Below are 21,554 nucleotides of genomic sequence, written 5' to 3' on the forward strand. Positions count from 1 at the left end.
TCTACCAGGTAGAACTTCAGCATGTACCAGTCGTTGCACACGACGGTGATCGGGCCGAGCGGCAAGCCGGTCGAGATGCAGATCCGGACGTACGCGATGCACCGTACGGCGGAGTTCGGTATCGCGGCGCACTGGAAGTACAAGGAGAAGAAGGGCGAGACGGTCGTCGGGCCGCCGGCACACATCGACGAGATGACGTGGCTGCGGCAGTTGCTGGACTGGCAGCGGGAGGCGGCCGATCCGAGCGAGTTCCTCGACGCGCTCCGTTTCGACCTGTCCAGCCAGGAGGTCTACGTCTTCAGCCCCAAGGGGGACGTGATCCCGCTGCCGACCGCCTCGACGCCGGTGGACTTCGCCTACGCGGTGCACACCGAGCGCCGATCGCCGAGACGACCTCACCGACTGCACCCTGCATGTCGGCCGGCGGTTCGGTATCGGCTGGGAGGCCTGAGGAGTGCACCGGTCCAGGGTGACCAGCCCGGACGTCGCCGCGCATCGGACTTCTGGACAACATCCTCTGGCACGGCTTGGGTAGATGTCGTACCAGCCGGATAGCTTTGCGGTCGCTTCGAGATCGTCAGGGAGAGTCTGTCCGTGGTTGCGAGGTTCGAGGTGCCCAGTGCGGTCGGGTCTGCGGATCGACGGATCCAGCGAGTTGGACAGTCGATTCTTCAAGCCGGGCTGCATCGGAGCGACTCGCTGTTCGTTCCCGGCGCGGGCGCCTGGAAGCTCCAGGTGGCCGCGGAGTTTAGCAGCCGCGCTGGTCGCGGGGGGCGACCGGTGAGCGCGATGCAGTTTCTGTACGAGCTGGGCGAGCGGCTCAGCGGCGCGCGCCACGAGGTGATTGTGCTGGCCGCAGAGTTGCTGACACTGAATCTGTTGCCACTGGACGGGCTCAGCGCCGCGAGTAAGGCGCAGCGGGTCGAGGCGGTGCTGGCTCGGTCGCCGCTGCCGGTAGTTGTCCCAAGTGTGGTGCTGGAGGCGTTTGCCGGAGGGCTCTGGGGTGGGCGGCGGACGGCGGACTCGGCGTTGCATCGGTGGTTCGCCGACGCCGTCGAGTTCGTCTCGTTCTGGGGCACCCTGTCGCAGGATCAGCAGGACCGTGGACTGCGCGACCCGCTGATGCTGGCGGAACTCGTCTACAGGTCGCCCGCACCACAGTCGCTGCAACATGCCTTGCTGTACTTCTGCCACCCGAACGACTTCCTGCCGCTGCGTAGCCGGGCCCACAAGATCCAGGTCCGTGACGCCTACGCGCACCTGCTGTCCCCCTCCACAGGTGACCTTGACCGGGATCTCGTCGGTATCGTGCGTCGCCTTGAGGACGAGCAGTCGATGCCGGTGCGGTTCTATCAGCCACAGTGGCAGCGTGACTGGCGGCCACCTCATCGGCCGCTGCGCAATGCGCCGTTACTCTGGCGAGTGCTGGCACCCGCCGACCGCGAGCGCCAGGCTCGGTGGCGAGAGCGGGGCGTAATCGAGGCAGACCTGCCCGATAGCAGGCGGGTCCTACAGGACGCGAACCGGCCACTGGTGGCTGGCATCGTCGACGACGCGATGCGAGACGCGCCGTACGACCTGCGCGCGCAGGTGACGAACACGGCGTATGCACTGTTGTCGCAGGTCGCGGCGAAGGATCGTGTGCTTGTCGACTTCGGTGACAAGGTGTGGCTCGGTTCGTTCGGTGGGACGGCCAGACATTCACATGGTGTGGTCCGGCGTCAGGTGCGCTGGGCTCGGTCGCCCTTCCCCCGCGAGGCGGTCCCGGACAATCTGCTTGCAGGCCCCGAACTGCTCGCTCCGTGCGGCCAGCGTGCGTTGGCTCTCGTGGAGGAGATGATGTGGAGAGCACGGCCCAGGACGGCGGTAGCCGTGGCAGAGGCCAGGGCTGTGGAGTCGCCGGCCGCAGAGGAGCCGCCGAAAGTCCTGGAGGTGGCGCAGGTGTTCACGGAGGTTGAGCAGAAACCGACGTTCCGATCGGCGTCCGCTGAGCTTGCGGACGATCTCAACGTCGATCGTGATTGGCTGCAGGAGATGATCGACCTGCTGCAGCAGCGCCGCCAGCTCGTCTTCTACGGCCCTTCGGGAACCGGCAAAACGTTCGTTGCCGAGAAGCTCGCCTACCACATCGCCGGCCCGGACGCAGTCCGGATCGTGCAGCTACATCCGTCCTACGCCTACGAGGACCTCTTCGAGGGCTTTCGTCCGGTCGAGCAAGCTCAGACCGGCACGGTCGGCTACCAGAAGAGGGACGGCCCGCTACGCGACATCGCCCGCAACGCCGCAGCGCGACCCGCCGAGCTGTTCGTGCTGGTCCTCGATGAGCTCAACCGCGGCAATCTCGCGAAGGTTTTCGGTGAGCTGTACTACCTACTCGACAAGCGGGACCATCCAATCCGGTTGCAGTACTCACCGGACGAAGAGTTCCGGCTGCCGCCCAACGTGCTGCTAATCGGCACCATGAACAGCACCGATGTGTCGATCACCGCAGTCGACTCGGCGATCCGGCGCAGGTTCCCGTTCGTTGAGCTGCATCCTGACGAGATGCCGGTGCGTGGCGTCCTGAGCCGGTGGGCGCTCAAACACGGGCGGCCCAACGACGAACGAGTACTGCTGCTACAGGAACTCAACGACACACTCGGGCCCGACGCGCACGACATCAAGATCGGACCCTCTTACCTGATGAGATCCGATCTCGACGACCCGGCGGCGCTCGAGCGCGTCTGGCGCTACGACCTGCTGCCGCTGCTGGAGGAGCACTTTCACCGCCGAATGACCCGCGTGGAACTGCAGGAGAAGTACGGCCTGGCGGCCATCCGGGCCAAAATCGCCGACCGGGCAAGCACCCCTGCGATAACCGGGTGACACAGGAGGCGCTTCGTCGGATCGTTCTGGACGAACTCGACCGGGACGGCGTCGTCGTATCGCTCGACGACAGTCACGCAGACCTTCTACGTGCCACCGGTTTGGTCAACGTGCATACGGCCAGTCCGGGCTGGTGGCGGCTCGTACCCGACCAGCGCGTCGGCGCCGTTCGCCTCGGCGACATCGACATCGAGGTCCGCCCGAAGGTCGGCATCTCCCGGCTGCTGTTCCTGCTCGGCTACGCCAACGAGCCCGGATTCGGCGGACACGAAGCCGGCGCGGACACCGCCGACGAGCTGTGGCCAACACTGGCAGAGTCGCTGATCCAGCAGACCGAGCGGGCAATCCGCCGCAGGCTGCTGCCGGGCTACCAGACGGTACAAGAGCCAAGCACAGTGATCCGTGGCCGCATCTCCGTCACCGAGCAGATCAACCGCCGGCCCGGTCTACTCACCCCCGTCGAGGTCCAGTACGACGAACTGACCATCGACACGGTCGAGCACCGAATCCTCCGCACCGCCCTGCATCGCATGGCTAGCCTTCCCCGACTGCCCGCCCGGCTCCACGGACGCCTCCACGAACTCGACAACATGCTGCGGGGTGTCAGCCTGCTCCGCACAAGTCGACCCGCGCCCCGGTGGCATGTTGACCGGCGCACCGCCCACTACGCGGCCGCACTTCGCCTGGCCAGCATCGTCCTGCAGCACCAGTCGTTCGAGTACGGACCAGGCTCCCTGACCGCAGCCTCGTTCGTGGTGAGGATGGCGCCCCTATTCGAACGATTCGCCACCATCGCCCTCCGTGAAGCGCTGTTGCCCTACCGGGGAGCCACCAGCACCCAGCTGCGGTCCTACCTCGACACGAACAGCGACGTCTCAATTCGACCGGACCTCGTCTACGCCCACGACGGCAAAAACCTCGCGGTCGTTGACGCCAAGTACGTCATCGACGAGGCTGTCGGCCACAACCGCGACATCTACCAACTCCTCGCCTACTGCACCGCTCTTCAGGCAACGCGCGGCTTCCTCGTCTACGCGCACGGCACCACACCACCGCGCCGCACCCGGGTTCGCAACACTGCCATTGACCTCGTCAGCTATCCGCTCGACCTGAGCGCCACACCGACAGGCCTGCTGGGGCAGATTCAGACACTTGCCCATGACGCCAGCGGCGTCACGAAGAGCAGCGAACCGACCTAGGGTGAGTCCGCTCCGTCGCCTGTTCGCATCCACGTGAGCACCGCTCTCGGCGTCCACCGCGCCGACCCGCTGGCCACAGGCCTACCGACTGCCGCGTTGGGGGCCGTGGGTTGATTGGCGTGGCCGAGGCTTGCCGCTACCGCTGGTAGTCGTCGCCGTCCTCCCGGCCACATACCATCGGCACACACCCCGTGGGTGAGGTGCCCTGTGGGGGCGGTCGTGTAGGGAACCCGACACCCGGAAGCCGTTACAGCCGATGGCGTGCTCCATCCTCCGTTGCCGACCATGACCGGGTTCACTCGTTCGGTCACAACGAGGAGTGCCCCTTTGACTGTCTCCCGGCTAGCCGCCGCTGGCGCTGCGCTCGCCCTCGCTCTCGGACTCACGGCATGCGCCGACAAACCACCCGCATCCACCCCTGCCGGCCTTGCCACCGAACAGACAACCCCGGCCGCCCAGGACCGTGCGGAAGAGCCGACGTTGACCGCCAAGGCGGTCGTGGACGCGTTCCGCGACGCTGGGCTTCCCGTCACCAACATCGCCGCACAGAACGAGGACACTGACCCGAACGACCTGCTCGGCCGTCCCGGTGGGTACACCTCACGCGCGTCGGCGGACGTGCCGGGCGGTGATCGAGACGCGGACAAGTACGGGATCGATCGCGGGTTGGTGGTCGAGGTGTTCGCGACTGCCGAGGATGCAGATGCCCGGTCCAAGTTCATTCAGAAGACCTTGAAGGAGATTCAGATCATGGGGACGGAGTACCACTACCAGCCGACCGACCGTAGAGTGCTGGTTCGTCTGACCGGCAAGATCAAGCCTTCTGTGGCAGGCAAGTTCGAGGTCACCACAACTGGACTCTGAGCAACCTGGCGGGGCCGGTCTCGCCGCGGGCCGAGCTGGCCGCCATCCTCGGCCCCGACGTCACCGAGGCCATGCTCCGCAACTGCTCCCAGCGCGACGGCCTCGCCCGCCACCGGGTCGGCGGGACGGTCTACTACCGCCTCGACCAGGCGGCCACGATCGAGCGCGCGAAGCGGCTCTCCGGTCGGGGTCGGCCGCGTCGGCCTTGACACCGCCCCGGTCGCGGCCTGATCCTTCGGCATCCGCCGCCGTCTCGGCCGGACCTCTGGCGACCGGATCACGGAGTGAGGAAGTGGACGATGGTCGGCCGAGCCCCGGCCAGGGCGCCGCAGGCACGGCCGAACTTCACCATCGCCTCGTCGCACGAGCGGGTCCGCGCCTGCTTTGCTTGATCAGCGGTGGTCGCCGAAGCCTCGGTAGCGTGCGAGCGCTGTTGCGGCCCGCTCGGCTGCGATCATCGCGTCCCCCGTGGACGACCTGCATGAAACGACAGGGACTCCCAGTTGGAGTGCTGCGACACGACACCGCTGTGGGTCTTTCACCCGACAGCTGACACACCCGATGCCTGACATCATCGTGAGCAGTACTGAGATAAGGGCATGACGTTTGGGCTATGGCAGACAAGCTGACGGCTGAACTCCGGGCATAAGGGCGCCAGCGGGCGTGCCGTGTCGTTGTGCGATGTGGATCGCATCCGGGGCGAACGCTGCTGGTGGGAGGGCGGAGGATGCTTCGTCGTACGAGCCTGTCGGTCGTGATCGTGCTGCTGGCCTCGGTCGGACTTGCGGCCAGCGGCGGGCCGGATCTGGCTCGCCTGCGGGTGGTGATCACCGGGCTGCCGCCCGGTGTGGTGGCGCACGTCGGGGTGGCCGGGCCGGCGGGGTCGAGCTACATGGTCACCGCCTCCGAGGAGCGGCGCGTGCCTCCGGGGGTGTACACGGTGACGATCGAGTCGGTCCGCGGCGCGGATACCACGTTCCATCCGGCCGACGAGCGGCACGAGGTGGTGGTGGAGCCGGGGCGCACCACGCTCGCCGCCGCGCCGTACCGGGTCGCTATCCCGGACACGACCGAGGTGCTCGACCCGAACGACCCGGGCATCCTGGAGATCCGTGGCCTGCGGGTCGTGTTCGCCGCGGGCTCCCTCCGGGCGGCGGCCCTCCAGCCGGGCGACCATCTCATCTCCGGTGTGGGCACCCGCGTACCCCACCTGCTGGTGCGGCGGGTCGCGGCGGTGCGCCACAGCGGCGACCGGATCTTGGTGGACACCCAGCCGGCCACCTTCGACGAGGCGCTGCCCGCGGGGGTCATCCGGCTCGACGCGGTCGACGGGCTCACGCTCCTTCGCCCGGCGGCGTTCGCGCCTGATGACGAGCCCAAGCCGCTCGTGGAGTTCAGCCAGACGCTGAGCCTTCGAGATTCCGACTGCACGCCGGGTGAGAACGCGTCGGGCCGGTCAGCGGCGAGCGGAGCAGCGCCGGCAGCATCAGGTACAGGCTCGACAACATCGACCTCGACCTCGACGGCGAGTTCGCCTGGGATGGCATCGTCAGTCCAACTGTGTTGATCTCCGTCGGCGCAGACCTGGCCCTGGAGGACCGGTCGGAGGCCGAGTTCACGCTGGCGGTCAGGTGTGCGGTTAAGGCTGAGCACGACATCCGGATCGGCTGTGACAGCGTGCTGGCCCGGATCGTCCGAATCGGACCGGTCCGGCTGGGCTGCGACTTCAAGGTCGTCGGCGAAGCCTTCGTGGCGGCCGAGGGTGGCTGGAAGTCCGGCGTCATACAGTCGCGGACCTCGCTCGGGTTTGAGGCCGGATACCGCTCCGACGGCGGCGGCTTCCACGGTGACCGGTTCCTGACCGGCGAAGAGATGGCCGAGGCGCCGGCCGTACCGCAGGTGGAGGTCTCGTTCGGGGTGAGTGCCGGGCTCCGGGCGGAGTTGACCGGCAAGGATCCGGTCGGCATCGCCAAGCTCACGGTTGCCCTGGATGTCACGATCGGGCCGACGATCACCAGCGACCTGGCCGGCTTCCGCGGCGACTTCAAGGCGACCCCGACCGTCGCGGTCAGCGCACGGCTCGGCCGCGGGTTTCTCAAGTGGGAGGGCGAGGCAAAGGTGCCCCTGCCCGGCCTGGAGCTCAACCTCTGGCGTCTCGAGCGTCCCACGGCACCGCCGTCGGTCTCACCGTCGCCCGCGCCGCTGTCGCCACCGACCGACGACCGAATGTCACCGGAGCGGCAGCGGAAGGCGTTCGAGGCGTGGTTCACCGCGCAGCATCTCGACGGCGACGGGTCCCGGGTACGTGCCGGCGACCTCGACTTCGACATCGTCGTGGCCGACGACCTCGACGCGGACGCGCTGATCGACTTCGTCGTGCTCGACCGCACGTCTGGGTACTGCGGCTCCGCCGGCTGCTGGATCACCGTGTACCTGGCTCGATCGCTCGGCGCCTACACCGATGTCGCCGTGTTCGGCTCGGCGGAAGCGATGGCGAAGGCGACCGTCACGACGCGTTCAGGCAACGGCGGCGCCATGGAGGTTATTGCGACCGAGTTGTTCGTCAGCCAGGAGCCGCTCTACTCCGTGTACACGATGCGGGAAGGTCGCTACACGCTTTCCCACTGGGAGTACTGCGCCGGGGTCGCCTTCGAGGCGTGCCAGCCCGTCGTGATCACGCCACTGCGGTCGGCGCGGGTCACCGTGGCGCCGGGCACGACGGTGCGAGAACGGCCGTCCCGCGACGCGAGAAGCATCACCGTCGGGCCGGGCGGCGGACCGCACGAAGGAGTCGTCGGAGAGGCCCACGCCCCGATCGGCGTGTTGCTGAACGACGAATGGTACCTACTCGACGTGTGGAAGGGCGCCAGCGGCTTCGTGCCCGCGTCGGCGGTCGTGCGCTAAGAGGTTGAAGGGCTGAGGATCGCGCCGTCACGATGTTTGGGTCGAGGGTCATGCCGGTGTCGGTGAGGAACCCGGCGAGGAGATTGGTCTGTTGTTGGCAGGCGTGTAGGCGTTGTCTGACCAGGTCGGCGAGGTGGTCGACGCCGTGGGCGGCGATGTTGGTCAGGCCGCGCTTCATCCACCGCCAGACGTCGTTGTCGCCGACGATCATGTCAATGCCGGCGTTGAGGTCAAGTGTGAGGCCCCGAAATAGCTTGCTTTTTCAGAAATGATTTCTTGAGCACGCCGCGGCGACTCCTGATTACTCCGATAGCGACAGGCGAGAGCATGATCCGAACGATGCGGCTCGCGCTGATTGTCGACCCATTTGTCGGCGTACAGGTTGGCATGGCCAGTCAGGTACGCGTGAACATGTCCAACTCGCCGTACCCACCAAGGACCTTCGCTCCCCGCTACCCTGCCCGGCATGGTCGGGGATCTGGTGGTGTTGCAGGGTGGCCCGGGTGGCGGCCAACAGATGGAGACTTCCGGTCCGACGTTGGTGTGGCGGGCGTGCCTGTATGAGCGGTCCGGCGAGCATCAGTGGGTGAAGGGTGGCGAGCTGCGGGTGTACGCGCATGTGGTGGACTGCTGCGAGGGGTACGGACGCGGCGACACCGAACAGTGCGAGTAACACTCAACCACTCTCGCCACAGTCCGACACGGTTCCGACCTTGACCGATTCCCAGTAGATTAATCCCACCATGGGGTAACGATTCTCTTCGTCACCTCTAGGTTCGAATGGCGGCGGCTCCTGCGATCTCATTGGATCGGAATATCTCTCAAGTTCGCCCCGATGTGACAGTGACCATCTCCCCAGGTAATCCGAGAATATCAACCGCGTTGCGTCTTCTTCTGGAACTTCTTGAAAGCTGACTTGAATGTCTCGGGATCCCGACGCTGCCACCCTTCGCCTCGCCACCAAGTTGTTTGAAGAACATGCCAGCACTTCTCCTATTTCCACACCCTGACCGATCCATCCGTTGTCATCACCAAACGACCAGCGGCCCCCGATTCTCAGGAATACGGACCTCAGCGGCGATGTTGCTCTGTTCTCAATTACGAGCAATCCGGATCCTGATGGGTCAAATCTCCAGGCGACGCGGGATGCATAACGTCGCGCGGAGCGTTCCCTGATCTCCTCATTGAACGCAATCTGGTCGCGGTTGATTTGTTGCTGGTCTTGCAGGGCCAGCGCCCCTACGAGTAAGGCGAAGGCAGCGATGACGGCGGCGACCATGGTGCCAATGCCTTGGAGCCACTCGGTGACTTTATGCCGCTCTGTCGGCGAGTCGGCTGGTGGCGAAAACGCTGGCGCTGGCAGGACCGGTGGCGCCCAGGCCGGCCTGACGGGTGGGGTAGGTATGGCGGGTGGGGCAGTTGGCTCTAGGCGCTCGTGGCCTTCGGGCACGTAGAAGCCGCTCGGTCGGGGCTTCCACTGGTTACCGAACCTGCGCAGCGGGGTGGGTTCGTTCACGCGCGCATCATGGACGGCGACGGCCCGACAGTCACGCAGCTGTCAGGTAGACGACTGTCGTTGGCTTGTCTCGTGGAGGCTGGAACCATAACGCGGTGGACACCAACCCGACGCAGTCTTCAGATGCAGAGCAGCCGGCCCTTGATTTCGGCAAAACACAGCGCCGAGTGGTCATCGCCCTCATCATCGTCTTCGTTGCGATGCTCGTGGGCTTGACGCTCCTGCGCGGCGACGAGAACTGGGACCGTTTGATCTACCTTTTGGCCGGATACGAGGCCATCGTGTTCGCGGGAGTCGGAGCCTTCTTCGGTGCGAGCGTGAGCCGTGGAAGTGCAGTCGCCGCTCGCGGTGAAGCTGTACGGGCTCAGGAGCAGGCGGAGGAGGCACGCGGTGAGGCTACGGAGCATATGCACGGCAACGTGGCGGGGCAGGCGTTAGCGGCTGCTGTGCTCGCGCAGGTTGATGTGGCAAATGCCTCAGGCCGTAGGGATGCAGAGTTGCTGGAGCTGGGCCTGCTTGTTGAACGCCTGTTCCCGCACATGGGGCCCGAACTTGAGGCCGTTCGAAGGTACAGGGCGAACTTCGCGGCTATCGACCCGACGGAGAGTGGCTATCAGCTGGGTGATTACCGCAATCGTGGCCCCTATGACGAGTGAATTCCGCCAGCTCGCCTGGACATACGCGGCCCCCGGTCACCAGACCGAGAGCCACTCGTTGATCAGGCCGAAGCGGTCATCGATCGACGAGCACCTCAGCCCGTCGTTGCAGGGTCTGCAGACGACCCGAGCGGAACCGTAGAGCAGGTAGAGGCTGCATGCACCGCGCGAGCGCTGCGGGTGATGCTTCGGGAGCAAGCCGACCCGCACCGCAGCCGCGCAGCGGCGAGGAGCGGAAGCGGCGCGGTAGGAGGTTTCAGCAGACCCGCACCACCACCTACCTCTCGGATCCTGGGCATGAGGCTGGTCCCGTTCGTCCGTACCTACCTGGGCACGTTCATCCGTACGCCGACACCATTCAAGGTGGACGGATTTCACCTTCGCATGCTGGACCGCGAACGGGTTGCAGACGATGCACGCGGCGATGCCACGGCGGCGGACGACCTCGACCGGTCCGCACTATGAAGGGCCAGCGCACTATTGGGGCGCGGGGTCCCACATGTCCAGGATCGCCTGCTCGTGGTGCCGGTACCCGGCCTCGCTCAGCCAGTCTCGCAACGCAGCCGCTGCGATGTCGTCGGCCCCGCAGCGGTACTGGTAGACCTTGGAGTACTGGCTACGGGCGGCGGTGCCTCGTCGTGGGTAGGTGCTGAGGTCGACGACTGTGGCGAGTCCTTCGGGGGTTGTCAGCGACAGGTGGAGGAGCGCGGTTTCGGGTGGGGGCGACTGGTCGTCGAGTTGCGTCCACAGCGTGTTGGCGGTCTGCGCGCATCGGACGAGCGCGTCGGTGAGCTTGAACAAGCCCTGCAGGGTGAATGCTGCGGGGAGGGGCACGACGCGGGACCGCGCCTCTGCGGGTTGGTGTCGTTCGTCGAGTTCGGCCAGGTAGAACCCGATGCCGACGGTCAGCAGCAGCGACTGCTGGTTTGGGCTCTGCGCGGTGTGGCCGGTGATGAGATGGGCGCCGATCCTGACCGGCATTGCCTGGCGCAGGCCAAGGGTGCCGGGTGTGGCGGCCCGGGCACCGGACTGAGCGGTGGTGTAGTGGCGATCGCCAGCCTCGCTGATGACCCAGGGTTCGGCGGCTATGCCCCAGTCGGAGTGGCGCGACCGGAGCCAGCCGCTGATCGGCGCGTCTTGCATCGCGGCGATCAGGACTTCTTCACGTGTCCCGACTGGGGGACCCCATCCGTTGTGAACGTGTGTAGGAAGTTCGTCGGCTCCGGGTAGAAGCACGGCGACTTGCAGCGTCAGGTCGAGCGGTTCGCCTCCGTCGTTCATCAACGACGGACGGTGGTTGGTGAAGGGGTGGCGTTGCTCCTCGGGCGGGGTCGGCAGCAGCCTTCCCGGTTCTGTGATGCCGGCGTCGAGTGCCTCGATGAGTGTGCCGGCGGCGAACCGGCGCCGGTTCGCCCACGACACGTCTGCGCGGTCGAGAGCGCCGGGTCGAGTGCCCGCTGCAGCGCTGTCCAGGTGCGGCCGCGCGCCGGAGACACGATGGCGTCCGATACGGCCCAGGAACGCCGTCGCGTCGAATCCACCGATGCGGGTGTGAGGGCCGGCGGGCGCGAACACGGTCTCGATGTCGACCAGTCGGGCCGCGAGATCCGCGATTGGCAGACCACCGTTGACGGCGGCGGTGATCCGCCGGTCGATGTCCGCGTCGCCGAAGGCCGACTCCAGCCGGGAGATGTACAGGCTTACCGGCTCGATGGGGGCGGTGTCGCCAAGACGCGCGTGCTCCTTGACCCGCGCCCACGCCGCTTCGTACGTGGCCCGAACGACGTCCGCAAGCCACGACGAGCCGGGAGGTTGGGCGGCGAGACGCGCGATAGTGGTGTCGGCCGGCTCGGGGACCGCGATCCGGATCGCCTTCAACAAGTACGGCAGCAGGCCAGGATCGCCCGGCGCGGTGGCGGGCAGCGGGCCGCCGTCGGCGCGCTGCAGCAGCGCCGCGAGCCAAGCGGTCGCTTCCTCGTCAGGACCGAACCCGCCCGCCGCGGGAATGCGAAGGTGGTCGAACTGTTCGAGCACGTACGGGATCACCGCGGCGGCCTCGCTGCCGGACAGCTCTGCGGACAGCGACGCGGCCCGGCGGAGTGTCCGGGCCGCCCGGGCGCACGCACGAGCGTCGGTGAGGTCAGGCCGCAACGCCTGGGTGAGGTCCTCGGCCGCGATGCCATGGCGTCCCTCGGCCAACTCTCGAATGGCCCGGACGAGGCTATCGTCGCTGATCTCGCCAGCGATGGATGTCAGGGCGAAGTACCGCTCGGTGTAGTCGGGATCACTGATCCGCCGCTGCCCGCGCCGCCGGTGCTGGGCCACTGTCCATCTCACTGGGTCGCTGGTCAGACGCGGGAACAGCCGTTGCAGGGCGTCCGCGACCCGACGGGTGTGCGGCGCCGGGACGTCGAGTCGGGCCAGCGCCGCCTCGTCGAATTCGGCGCGGAGGCCAGCGACGTCGGTGGTGTCGGCGAGGGCGCCGCGGTGCATGGCGATGGCCTGGTACAGGCGCGGATAGGTGATTCGCAGGAAGGTCAGGGTGATGAAGTCGACGACGTCGACCTCAGCAGCGCCGACCAGTGGCAGGTAGATGTCGACCTGGGCGAGCAGCCGGGCCACGCTGCGCGGCTCGGTTAGGATCCGCAGCAGTAGCGCCTCACGCTCTTCGGCCATGCGGTGTTGCGCGTCCTCGCTTAGCGACGCGGACGCCCGGCTGAGTGCGGCAGCGCAGCCGGTGTTGAACAGCGACTCAGCGTGCTCCAGACGGACCGGCGGCTGCTCGAGGCGTAGCGTGACGATCTTCTCCAGGAACGCGACGGCCCGGGCGCCGTGCTTGTCAGCGATCGGGGTCGTGGACAGCACATCGAGGATGGTCTCTTGGTCGTACGCGAGGACGTAGTGCACATGCGGCAGCCGGCCAAGCACACGCACCGCCCGAAACACCGCCAGGAGTTGCTCGGGCTGCAGCCGATCGACGTCGTCGATGACGACCAGCGTCGGACGGGCTAGCTCGTGCAACGCGTCGTGGACCTGGTCTGCCTGTTCCGCAAGGGTCGTTCCCTGGTCGAGCCGCTGTATAGCCTCGTTGGCCACCGCGGTCGCGGCGCTGCCGACTACCGGCACCATCGACAGCGCTGGCGTGGCCAGGACACCGTACCGGGAAAGCGCACGCCGGACCCGCGCGCCGGCGGTCGACTTCTCCGGCACTGCGGCGCGAATCGCGCCGAGCAGTTCTGTGATGACCGCGTCGGGACCGGACAACGCCCACGGGTTGATCCAAAAGACGCCCCACCGGTCAGGATTGAGTCCCGCCACGACCAGCCGGATCGTGCTGGTCTTGCCGCTGCCCCACGGGCCGACCAACCCGACCACCGTGCTGCTCGGCCGGGAGCCGATCTGGTCAAGCAGGGCGACCGCGCGTGCCACGAACCTGCTACGCCCGAACAGGTCCTCGCTCGGCTCGTCGATCGGGTCGTCGACCCACCAGTTGCTGTCAGGCAAGCCGGACACCACCATTCGCCAGCATCTCCAAAGCAGCGGCCAGCGTACCGAACCGACACTCGGACAACCCATTTGGCGCAAACCACATGCAGGCTCTGGGGCGAAGATGGTCGTTGAGGTTGGTGGCCGAGCGGAAACCCTGTCTGGGAGATCTTCGTGCTTCACGAGGCGCCGGGCATCCGTGGCAAGCTCGACGTATCGCTGGTCGACTGGATCCAGCTAATCGAGCCGCAACCCGGCGCATCCCGGTCGGCGGCGCTGCCCGGTACGGTCTGGGCCGTGACCGACGAAGCTGCTGCCGACGAGCCAGGCGACAAGACGGAACCAACTGGGCCGAGGTCGATCCGGTATCGCGGCGCCGACGGCGAGTGGCACCAAATCGCTGCCGAGCCGAAGCGCACCGGTGACCCGGAACTCGACGCGATCTGGGCCATGTCGCTCGACGAGGTCGAGCGGATTATCGAGGACGAGTCGCATCCGCTGCATGAGAAGGCTAAGCAGGTGTCGGCGGAAGTCGGCAGGCCAATCGCCGAGGCGCTCGCCGACATTCTGCGGCCGGTCACTGAGTCGATCATGCCGAGGATTGACACCTCCTGGATGGTGAAGGGGCTGGCGCCACGGTTCGGTTCGATGTCGCTGTTCCCAGCGGTGGACACCTCATCCTGGCTTGCGAGACTGGCACCGGAGGTGCCGAAGTTCGAGCTTCCCGGCCACCTCGCGAGGCACTCCACCACGGCCGCAGATATCGAGTCTCCTCCCGCACAGCCGACACGTGAGCAGCACTGGATCGACTTCGACGCCATCGAACCGCCTGTCGCCTCACTGGCGGAGATCCACGAGGCGGCCGAGGCGCGCGCCCACGAGCTGCGCAGTAAGCAGATTGAGATCCTCACCGACCTGCTAAGGGAGAGCCGCGCCAGCGCCGAGTCCGGGCAGGAGGCTCTGGACATCAGCAAGCAGTCACTTGCAGCTACGAAGAGTTCTAAACGCGCAGGCTGGATTGCCGCATGGGCAGCGATCATCGCCGCACTGATCAGCGTCGCCGGGATCCTCGTAACTGTCCTTGTGTCCGAGTAGTCGCATGGGCGGGTCCTGGTGGGTTGCACAGCGCCAGCGGAGCCCATCCAGCGGCGGCGCTGCGCCGGGCGCTGACCGCCGAGAGATAGAGCGAGCGCCCCGATTCCTGGGACGACGACTGGTGCGGCCTGTCGTCAGCTCTTCGGGGCTGGCCCTCATCGCGGCTGGGCACTCTGGCCCAAGCGCACCGGCGATCCCGCCGACTGTCGTCGGCTCCTCGGGGCTGACTCTCTTTGCGGCTCGGTGGTCTCCGTTGCCAGGCCCTCACTAGTTAACTACTGTCGTCGGCTCTTTGGAGTTGACCCTCATTGCGGCGAGCCGGGCGCGAACAGTGCGGCCGAGCAGACGTTCAACTGTCGTCAGCTCTTCGGAGCTGACTCTCATTGCGGCGGCTCGGTCAGAACCGGCTTGCCAAGAATAGTGTCAGGCTGTCGTCAGCTCTTCGGAGCTGACTCTCATTGCGGCTCGGCCCAGGACCGAATCAACCTCGCTATCCTCGGTCGACTGTCGCCAGCTCTTCGGGCCTGGCTTTCATTGCGGCTCCTTCATCCACGACACCTACCATCGGGACGAAACTGTCGTCAACCCTCTGGGGCTGACTCTCATTGCGGCTACCGAGATGGTGAGTGGCGCTACCGTGGCCGGTGCTGTCGTCGGCTCTTCGGGGGCTGACCCTCGCTGCGGCATCTGCGACAGGACGGCCACGGTCCGCGTGGTGATCTTGTGGTCGTCTTCTCCTGGGGCCGACGATCATTGCGGGAGGGTCTGATGCCGGCGGGAACTCCTCTCGGCCGTTAGCGACTACGCGCCGTGTCGGCAGCCCGAGGAACGTCGAGCAGGTCGCGGCCCGGCCATGGCATTTGCCCCAAGCCCCGGAGGTCTCGCCATCGTCGCCGTTGGTTCTAGAGTCAACGCGATCAAGCGAAGTGGAGCGGGCCGATGGTGGCGGCAAAGCTGGGCGGGCAGTACGAACAGATTGAGGCGATCGGCAACCGCCGGCTGCGCGGGCTGGCGTTCGAGGACTTCATCGTCGACCTGTTCGCCGCGAGCCACTTCCAGGTAGAAAAGAACGCGGGTGCGGCCCGCCCCCGCCAGACCGATCTGCTGGCGGTCCGGGCGGGCGACATCTATCTGATCGAGTGCAAATGGCGCTCGGATCGCGCGGACGTTGAGGACGTGGACAACCTTCGTTCTCGCCTGGCCAGGACCAGCGGAGCGATCGGTGTGCTGGTCAGCATGCGAGGATTCTCGGGCACCGCCATCTCGGAGGCAGCCGGTTACCGCCAGCAACCGATCCTGCTGCTGTCGGGAGACGAGGTTCGTGGCCTCGCCCGCCGACCGGATGATCTTCCGCATCTGCTGTGGCGCAAGAAGCAGGCGTTGCAGGTCGACGGTAAGGCGCTCGTCGACGAGCCTCCGCAGCGGAAGCGAGCACGAACGCGCAGGCCGCTGCCTGACTCCGGAACTCGCTTTGTCGTACCGGGACGTCCGGACACTTCTGTGCTGGCCTTCGGAGGTGGATTCGACGGCTTCACCTTCGCCCACGAGGTCGTCGATGTCGACTGGGTGATCGGCCAGGGTAGCGGCGTCACCTTCGATGTCGAGGTGCCAGCGCGCAGCGAACAGGACCTGCTCGACCTCATCGACAAGCTCGCGAACCTCGGCTGGACCTCGCCCGACGCCCGGTGGAGCTTCCAGCAGGCCCGCACCAACTGGCATGGGTTCGGTGCCGCGACCTTCGCCGCCGAGCTGAGCAGATGGCAGGCGCGTGCCGACACACCTGACGCACACCACAGCGAAGAGTTCTGCTATGTCGACAACTGCGGCGGAGGCTTCTACACACTGACCTCGACGATCAGCGCACACGAGTACCGGCGGGCGACCCAGACGCACCTGTCGTTCCAACTGCAGGGCGTCCCACTCGACACCGGTCCGCTGCTGCAGCTCTGCCGGTCGATTGGAGTCCACGACGGGATCTACTTCCGGTCGCTGACCGACAGGTACCGCCAGGTCGTACATCTGCCGGAGTGGATGAGCGTTCCGATCGCGCCGGTCGCCCTCGTCGTGACGCCCGGCTCGGACCTCAGCGAGGGGATGGAGTTCGTCACCGGAATCGTGATCCCGAACCCGCTGCGGCAGGAACGATGGCGACGCAGCGAGGAGTGGGCAGAGGCGAAGCTGCAGCAGCTCGCGTCGGCGGAACACCTCGTGTGCTACCTCCCCCAACATCATCTCAACGACCAGAGGGCCTACTCATACCGACTGGAGAAAATCGAGGTGGCAAGAACCTCGAGCGGGACAGTCTTCGTGCCGAACGCCGACTGGGAGGCAGAACCGCAGGAAGACACCTACCCGGACGTTCGCGATGACCACCCCTCGCCAGGCGGCTCAGACGCGACGTAACCGACGCCGTGGTGAACCAGGACCGCCGACCCGGCGCGGAGTTGCTCCATCGTCTGCCACCTGGATCTGGTCGGGGTTCGGCCGGCCCGCGTCGGCCCGACGGCTAGCATCCGGGAGAGGCCGTTGAGGCGCCCGGTGCGGACCATGCGGTGGAGCGACCAGACGGCGCCGGCGATGAAGGTTTCGATCCCGGTCAGGGCTACCAGCCATGGCTGCCGGGTCAGCACCGTCTCCATGACCACGACGGTCACCGCGGCGGTGCCGGTCAGCGCTGCTCTTACTGGCAGGCAGTGTAAGCCAAGCATGACGACGACGCCGCAGGCCTGTTCGACCCGCACAACGAGTTGTTTACCTTTGTCGCCGAGACTTTGGAAGGTGACGTTGAGGCCATCCTGCACGAGTGGGTCCTCACGACCTGCGCCAGCAGATGCGGATCGAGGGGCAGCGGCTCTGCCACACGATCGACCGCCTGACCGCGCTCGGTACCAGGGTCAACACCTACCTGCGCGGCGAACTGGGTGACGTGCAGTGAGCCGACGAGCGGGACGGCGGGCGGGCCCACCGCCCAGACCCGATCGTGGGCCTGACGAGCGTGCAGCAAGTCGACTACAACCCCGCCGGGGAGTTACCTGCCTTCGCGTCCTGGCACGCCGCGCGGACTCAGCATCGGCACCTTCGGCTCGCGTCGCCCGCGCCTTGATCCGGGGGACGGCGCCACGGTCGCATCGTCACCGTATCGTGGGCAGCGATGTGGATTCGTGAGGTCGATATTCCGGCTGTCCTGGTCAACGAGTTCAGGGCCGGCAACCTGGTGTTGTTCGTCGGCGCCGGTGCCTCGGTCGACGCACCAGCGGGACTGCCGTCGTTCGTGGGTCTGACCAGGCAGATTGCGGTCGATACCCGCCAGGACTTCGACGAGGCGGAGTTACAGCGTCACCCTGACGTTTTGCTGGGCCGGATCGAGGACCGGGCCGTTGACGTCCACCACATCATCAAGACGATCATCGGCGATCCCGCGTCGGCGCCGAACGACCTGCACCGGGCGATTGCCCGGCTTGCCTCGTCGGGCTCGCCGTTGCGGATCGTAACCACGAACTACGATCTGCACCTGTCTAAAGCGCTGCGGGACCTGGGCGCAACCTTCACCGAGTACCGTGGCCCGGCCGTGCCGATGGGCGACGACTTCGACGGCATCGTGTACCTGCACGGCGACCTGACGCAGGAGCCCAGGCATCTCATCGCGACCGAGGGGGACCTCGGGCGCGCCTATCTGACCGACGCGTGGGCGGCACGGTTTGTCGAGCGGATGTTCGCCAGGTACACGGTGCTTTTCATCGGCTACAGTCACAACGACACGGTCATGCGGCTGATCGCCCGAGGCATCGGCGGCGCGAGAGCCCCGCGGTACGCGCTCACACACGAGGCGGACCGCGACGTCTGGAAGACGTACGGCGTCGTTCCGATCAGGTATGACGTCGTCGACGCCTCGCACGCCGCGCTCGCCGATACGCTCAACGGCTGGGCGGAACTGACGTCCATGGGCCTGCATGACCATCGGCAACGGATCGCCCAGCTGGTGGCGGCACCGCCGTCGTTGGTGCCCGAGGAGGACTCGTACCTCGAAGACGTTCTGGGTGACGTGGACCGTGTGCGGTTTTTCGCCGAGTTCGCCGACGGTTCGGGATGGTTGTCGTGGGTTGCCCAGCGCTCGCAGTTCCAGGCCATGTTCCGTGGGGACGCCCCGCACGACCATTGCACCGTCGTGCTCGCCGATTGGTTCGTCGAGCGGTTCGTCATGGAGGAGACACGAACAGAGGAGGCCCTGGCGGTCCTGCACGGCGGCGGCCTGCCTGCGCCGGTGCTGTGTGCCGCCCTGGGACGGCACTTGCACCGCCGGTCCGGACCGCGCCCATCCTGGCTTGGCCCGTGGCTCGGGGTGCTGGTCCAGCACGCCGGCGACGAGGACACACACTGGCTCGAGTACGCGCTGCTGAACTCGGGCTCACCTGCCGATCGGGCGGTGGCCTTGCTGCTGTTCGACAGCCTGACGCAACCCCGCCTTCGGCAACGTGCCTGGGCCTCCGGCGGGAAACCCTCGTTCGAGGTCACCCTGCGCGGGTCCGTGGACCATCTGGACGAGGCCTGGGCAGAGGTCTTCCGGCCGATCCTCGCCGAGGTGGCCAGCGCGATCCTGGCGATCGCGGACCGCCAGCTGCGACGAATCTCCGGGCTGCTAGCCGTCTCCGGGGCGGCACGGTCCGGCTGGGATCCCGTGTCGTTCGGCCGATACACGATCGAGCGCGATGCGGGCGACGAAATCCGCCAGCCCGTGGACGCGCTTATTGACGCCGCCCGTGACTGCGTCGAGGCGTTGCTGGCGGCCGGCGGGCCAGCCGGGCCGGGCTACCTCGAAACCTGGGCCACCTCCGGAGTCCCGATCCTGCACCGGCTGGCCCTGCACGGCTGGACCCACCGTACCGACATCGACGCGACGGCCAAGCTGGTCTGGCTCCGCACGACGGGCTGGCTCTTCGAACACCAACTGCGGCCCGAGGTATACCGCTTGATCGCAAACGCGCTGCCCGACGCTCTGGCGGCCGAGGCAGATGCGCTGGTGACCGACACCGGAACCCTGCCGGTCACCGGCCGCGACGACGAGCACGTCGCCTACCTGCGCTTCAACGCCCTGACCTGGCTGGTGCGGTCGGCGCCCGCCCTGTCATCGGCCCGGGCTGCGCTCGACGAGCTCCAAGCCGCGTACCCAGACTTCCAGGCGCGCGAACGTCCCGATCTCGTACGCTCGCGGATCGAGGTTAGGACCCTACCCGAGCAGCCGCCGATGACCGTCGATGAACTGCACGAGCGAATTACGGCGAACCCGGTAGCCGCAGTCGCGGAACTGCGGCGATACGAGCACGTGCGGTTTCCGTTCGACGGCCCTGACTGGAACGATGCGCTGCGTGTGCTTACGGCCACGATTCACGACCACCCCGGCGACGGATTCGCGGTCCTGGAGGTCGCCGAGCCACCCATCGACATCGTCTCTGCGGTGATTGCCGGCTGGTCGGCGGCGCCGCTGAACCGGGCGACCGCCGTCGCCGTGGTGCAACGCATTCTTGACCTGGAACTCGGAGCAGTGGCCGACAGCGTCACCCAGCTACTCGTCGGCGGCGTTATGGATGCGAACGCGATGAAGTGGCATCTGCTTCCGGAGGCGCGGAACCTAGCCGAGGTCCTGTGGGGCGCGCTCGGGCCGGTCGACCCGCCGGATGGCGGACGCGACTGGTTCACGCTGGCGATCAACCGGCCAGCTGGGCAGCTCGCGCAGTTCTGGGTACGCGCGGTATCCGCCGACTGGACCGCCGCCGGTGACAACTGGGAAGGTCTGCCGTCAGAACTCCGGCGCCCGCTCGAAACCATGCTGGGCGGGCCGGCCGGGCCCACCTGGCTGGCTCAGCCCGTTCTGGCCGGCCAACTGGCGTTCTTCTTTGCTGCCGATCGCCCCTGGTGCACGCGGTTCCTTCTCCCGTTGATGGCCTGGGCTGGTGACGAGGATAAGGGCCGTCCGGTACGGGCCTGGACCGGTTACCTCGCAACCGGTCGCATCACCGACGACCTGTTCGAGGCAGGACTTCGCAGCGACTACCTCGACGCCGTCGACCAGGTCGATCGGCTGCCGGACGACCTGCGCCGCGCCCTGCCGGCGCACCTCGCCGCGATCGCCGTATACGGCTCGACTGATCCGCTTACGTGGGTGGAGGAGTTCACCGCCCGGGCCGAAGAGGACCAGCGGATCGTATGGATGAGCGAGGTGGCGGACACGCTTGGCACCCTTGCACCCGACGTCGTGGAGCAGCAGTGGCAGCGGTGGATGCAGCGGTACTGGCAGCGTCGCCTCAACAGCGTGCCCACGACGCTGACGTTGGGAGAGGCGTCGGCGCTCGCGACCTGGGTCCCGTGGCTGACGGACTCGCTGGCGGCCGGCGTCGACCTGGCCATGCGGCACCCGGCCGGACTCACCGAACGCCACACACTCGACGACTGGAGCGACGAGCGCCTCGCACAGGCGCCGGCCCTGTTCGCCCGGCTCCTCGCCCACCTGCTGACGGGCACAACGTCGCCGGTGTGGGACAACATCGCGCGAGTAGCGCTGGCGGTTAAGGACGACGCGGAGCCAGCAGCCTTCGGCGTGATCCGCGACCAGGCGTTACGCCTAGGCGTCTCCAGCGCCGCGAACTGGTGAGCTCGCGGCTCAATCCGACGCGCCGCCACGTAATGCGGGTGGGTGCAAGAATGAGTCCCGTGACATTGCCGGTTTCGGGTTACTCCTGGACGCCGCTGCTGTCCTCGAACGCACCGGGGAAGCTAACCACCCGTTCGGGGTCATTTTTTGGTAATTCGCTGCCACTCCCGGCCTGACGCGCGTCGAAGAACCACACGATGATCTCGCCGTAGGCAACGCCCTCAGCGATCTGACCAGGCTCTGACGTGACCGCGAACGGGTTGTCTGGATATCTGTCCACCGTAAGGCGGTCGCCGGTGAGATGGGGTTCTTGATGTCGTAGT

General features: G+C 66.9%; 15 protein-coding genes and 1 pseudogene. 13 read left to right on the forward strand and 3 right to left on the reverse strand.

All coding sequences use genetic code 11. The features are described from left to right. Positions 1–15: 15 nt before the first annotated feature. The 7 genes and pseudogenes from C6W10_RS27855 to C6W10_RS27890 all read left to right on the forward strand — a co-directional run. Positions 16–375: pseudogene (locus C6W10_RS27855) on the forward strand (TGS domain-containing protein); the annotation flags it as partial. 414 nt (positions 376–789) lie between these two features. Further along, entirely contained in the window at positions 790–2,865 is a 2,076-nt protein-coding gene (locus tag C6W10_RS27860) for an AAA family ATPase (protein WP_234361958.1), read from the forward strand. Further along, positions 2,862–4,064, forward strand: coding sequence for an McrC family protein (locus C6W10_RS27865; RefSeq protein WP_107261893.1), 1,203 nt, complete (start codon positions 2,862–2,864; stop codon positions 4,062–4,064). The genes C6W10_RS27860 and C6W10_RS27865 overlap by 4 nt, the downstream gene beginning before the upstream one ends. A 327-nt stretch (positions 4,065–4,391) precedes the next feature. Beyond that, positions 4,392–4,928 carry a hypothetical protein gene (locus C6W10_RS27870; protein WP_159104777.1) on the forward strand — a complete coding sequence of 179 codons (537 nt, stop codon included), beginning with the start codon at positions 4,392–4,394 and terminating at the stop codon, positions 4,926–4,928. Between the two features lie 754 nt (positions 4,929–5,682). After that, a complete protein-coding gene (locus C6W10_RS27880) occupies positions 5,683–6,495 on the forward strand; it encodes a hypothetical protein (RefSeq protein ID WP_107261899.1) in 813 nt (270 codons plus the stop codon). A gap of 110 nt (positions 6,496–6,605) precedes the next feature. Next, on the forward strand, positions 6,606–7,832 hold the full coding sequence (locus tag C6W10_RS27885) for a hypothetical protein (RefSeq protein WP_159104778.1): 1,227 nt from the start codon (positions 6,606–6,608) through the stop codon (positions 7,830–7,832). A 466-nt stretch (positions 7,833–8,298) separates the two neighbouring features. Next, positions 8,299–8,505 (forward strand): hypothetical protein, encoded by a 207-nt coding sequence (locus C6W10_RS27890; protein ID WP_107261903.1) that lies wholly within the window; start codon positions 8,299–8,301, stop codon positions 8,503–8,505. 3 nt (positions 8,506–8,508) lie between these two features. Here C6W10_RS27890 and C6W10_RS37550 read toward each other — a convergent pair whose 3' ends face one another. Next, complete coding sequence (locus C6W10_RS37550; protein WP_159104779.1) at positions 8,509–9,111, reverse strand: hypothetical protein; 603 nt, start codon at positions 9,109–9,111, stop codon at positions 8,509–8,511. 332 nt (positions 9,112–9,443) lie between these two features. Here C6W10_RS37550 and C6W10_RS27895 point away from each other — a divergent pair, with 332 nt between their 5' ends. After that, a complete protein-coding gene (locus C6W10_RS27895; RefSeq protein ID WP_159104780.1) occupies positions 9,444–10,004 on the forward strand; it encodes a hypothetical protein in 561 nt (186 codons plus the stop codon). Positions 10,005–10,301: 297 nt separating this feature from the next. After that, entirely contained in the window at positions 10,302–10,469 is a 168-nt protein-coding gene (locus C6W10_RS37555) for a hypothetical protein (RefSeq protein WP_159104781.1), read from the forward strand. 12 nt (positions 10,470–10,481) lie between these two features. Here the strand turns inward: C6W10_RS37555 and C6W10_RS27900 are convergent, their stop codons facing one another. After that, the gene (locus tag C6W10_RS27900; protein ID WP_159104782.1) at positions 10,482–13,508 is read right to left on the reverse strand and encodes a P-loop NTPase fold protein; all 3,027 of its coding nucleotides are present in this window, start codon (positions 13,506–13,508) and stop codon (positions 10,482–10,484) included. A gap of 156 nt (positions 13,509–13,664) precedes the next feature. Here C6W10_RS27900 and C6W10_RS27905 point away from each other — a divergent pair, with 156 nt between their 5' ends. After that, positions 13,665–14,585, forward strand: coding sequence for a hypothetical protein (locus C6W10_RS27905; protein WP_107261909.1), 921 nt, complete (start codon positions 13,665–13,667; stop codon positions 14,583–14,585). A 939-nt stretch (positions 14,586–15,524) separates the two neighbouring features. Beyond that, positions 15,525–16,988, forward strand: a complete 1,464-nt coding sequence (locus C6W10_RS27910; protein ID WP_107261911.1) for a restriction endonuclease — start codon at positions 15,525–15,527, stop codon at positions 16,986–16,988. Here C6W10_RS27910 and C6W10_RS37560 read toward each other — a convergent pair. After that, the gene (locus tag C6W10_RS37560) at positions 16,934–17,386 is read right to left on the reverse strand and encodes a hypothetical protein (RefSeq protein WP_159104783.1); all 453 of its coding nucleotides are present in this window, start codon (positions 17,384–17,386) and stop codon (positions 16,934–16,936) included. The two genes, C6W10_RS27910 and C6W10_RS37560, sit on opposite strands and share 55 nt — an antisense overlap. A 2-nt stretch (positions 17,387–17,388) precedes the next feature. On the opposite strand from C6W10_RS37560, the gene C6W10_RS39255 reads away from it, so the two are divergent. Both C6W10_RS39255 and C6W10_RS27915 read left to right on the forward strand, forming a co-directional pair. After that, positions 17,389–17,520, forward strand: a complete 132-nt coding sequence (locus C6W10_RS39255) for a hypothetical protein (protein ID WP_255419622.1) — start codon at positions 17,389–17,391, stop codon at positions 17,518–17,520. Between the two features lie 216 nt (positions 17,521–17,736). Continuing rightward, entirely contained in the window at positions 17,737–21,231 is a 3,495-nt protein-coding gene (locus C6W10_RS27915; protein WP_107261913.1) for a DUF4020 domain-containing protein, read from the forward strand. Positions 21,232–21,554: the final 323 nt, after the last annotated feature.

Source organism: Plantactinospora sp. BB1, from assembly GCF_003030385.1.
Classification (GTDB): domain Bacteria; phylum Actinomycetota; class Actinomycetes; order Mycobacteriales; family Micromonosporaceae; genus Plantactinospora.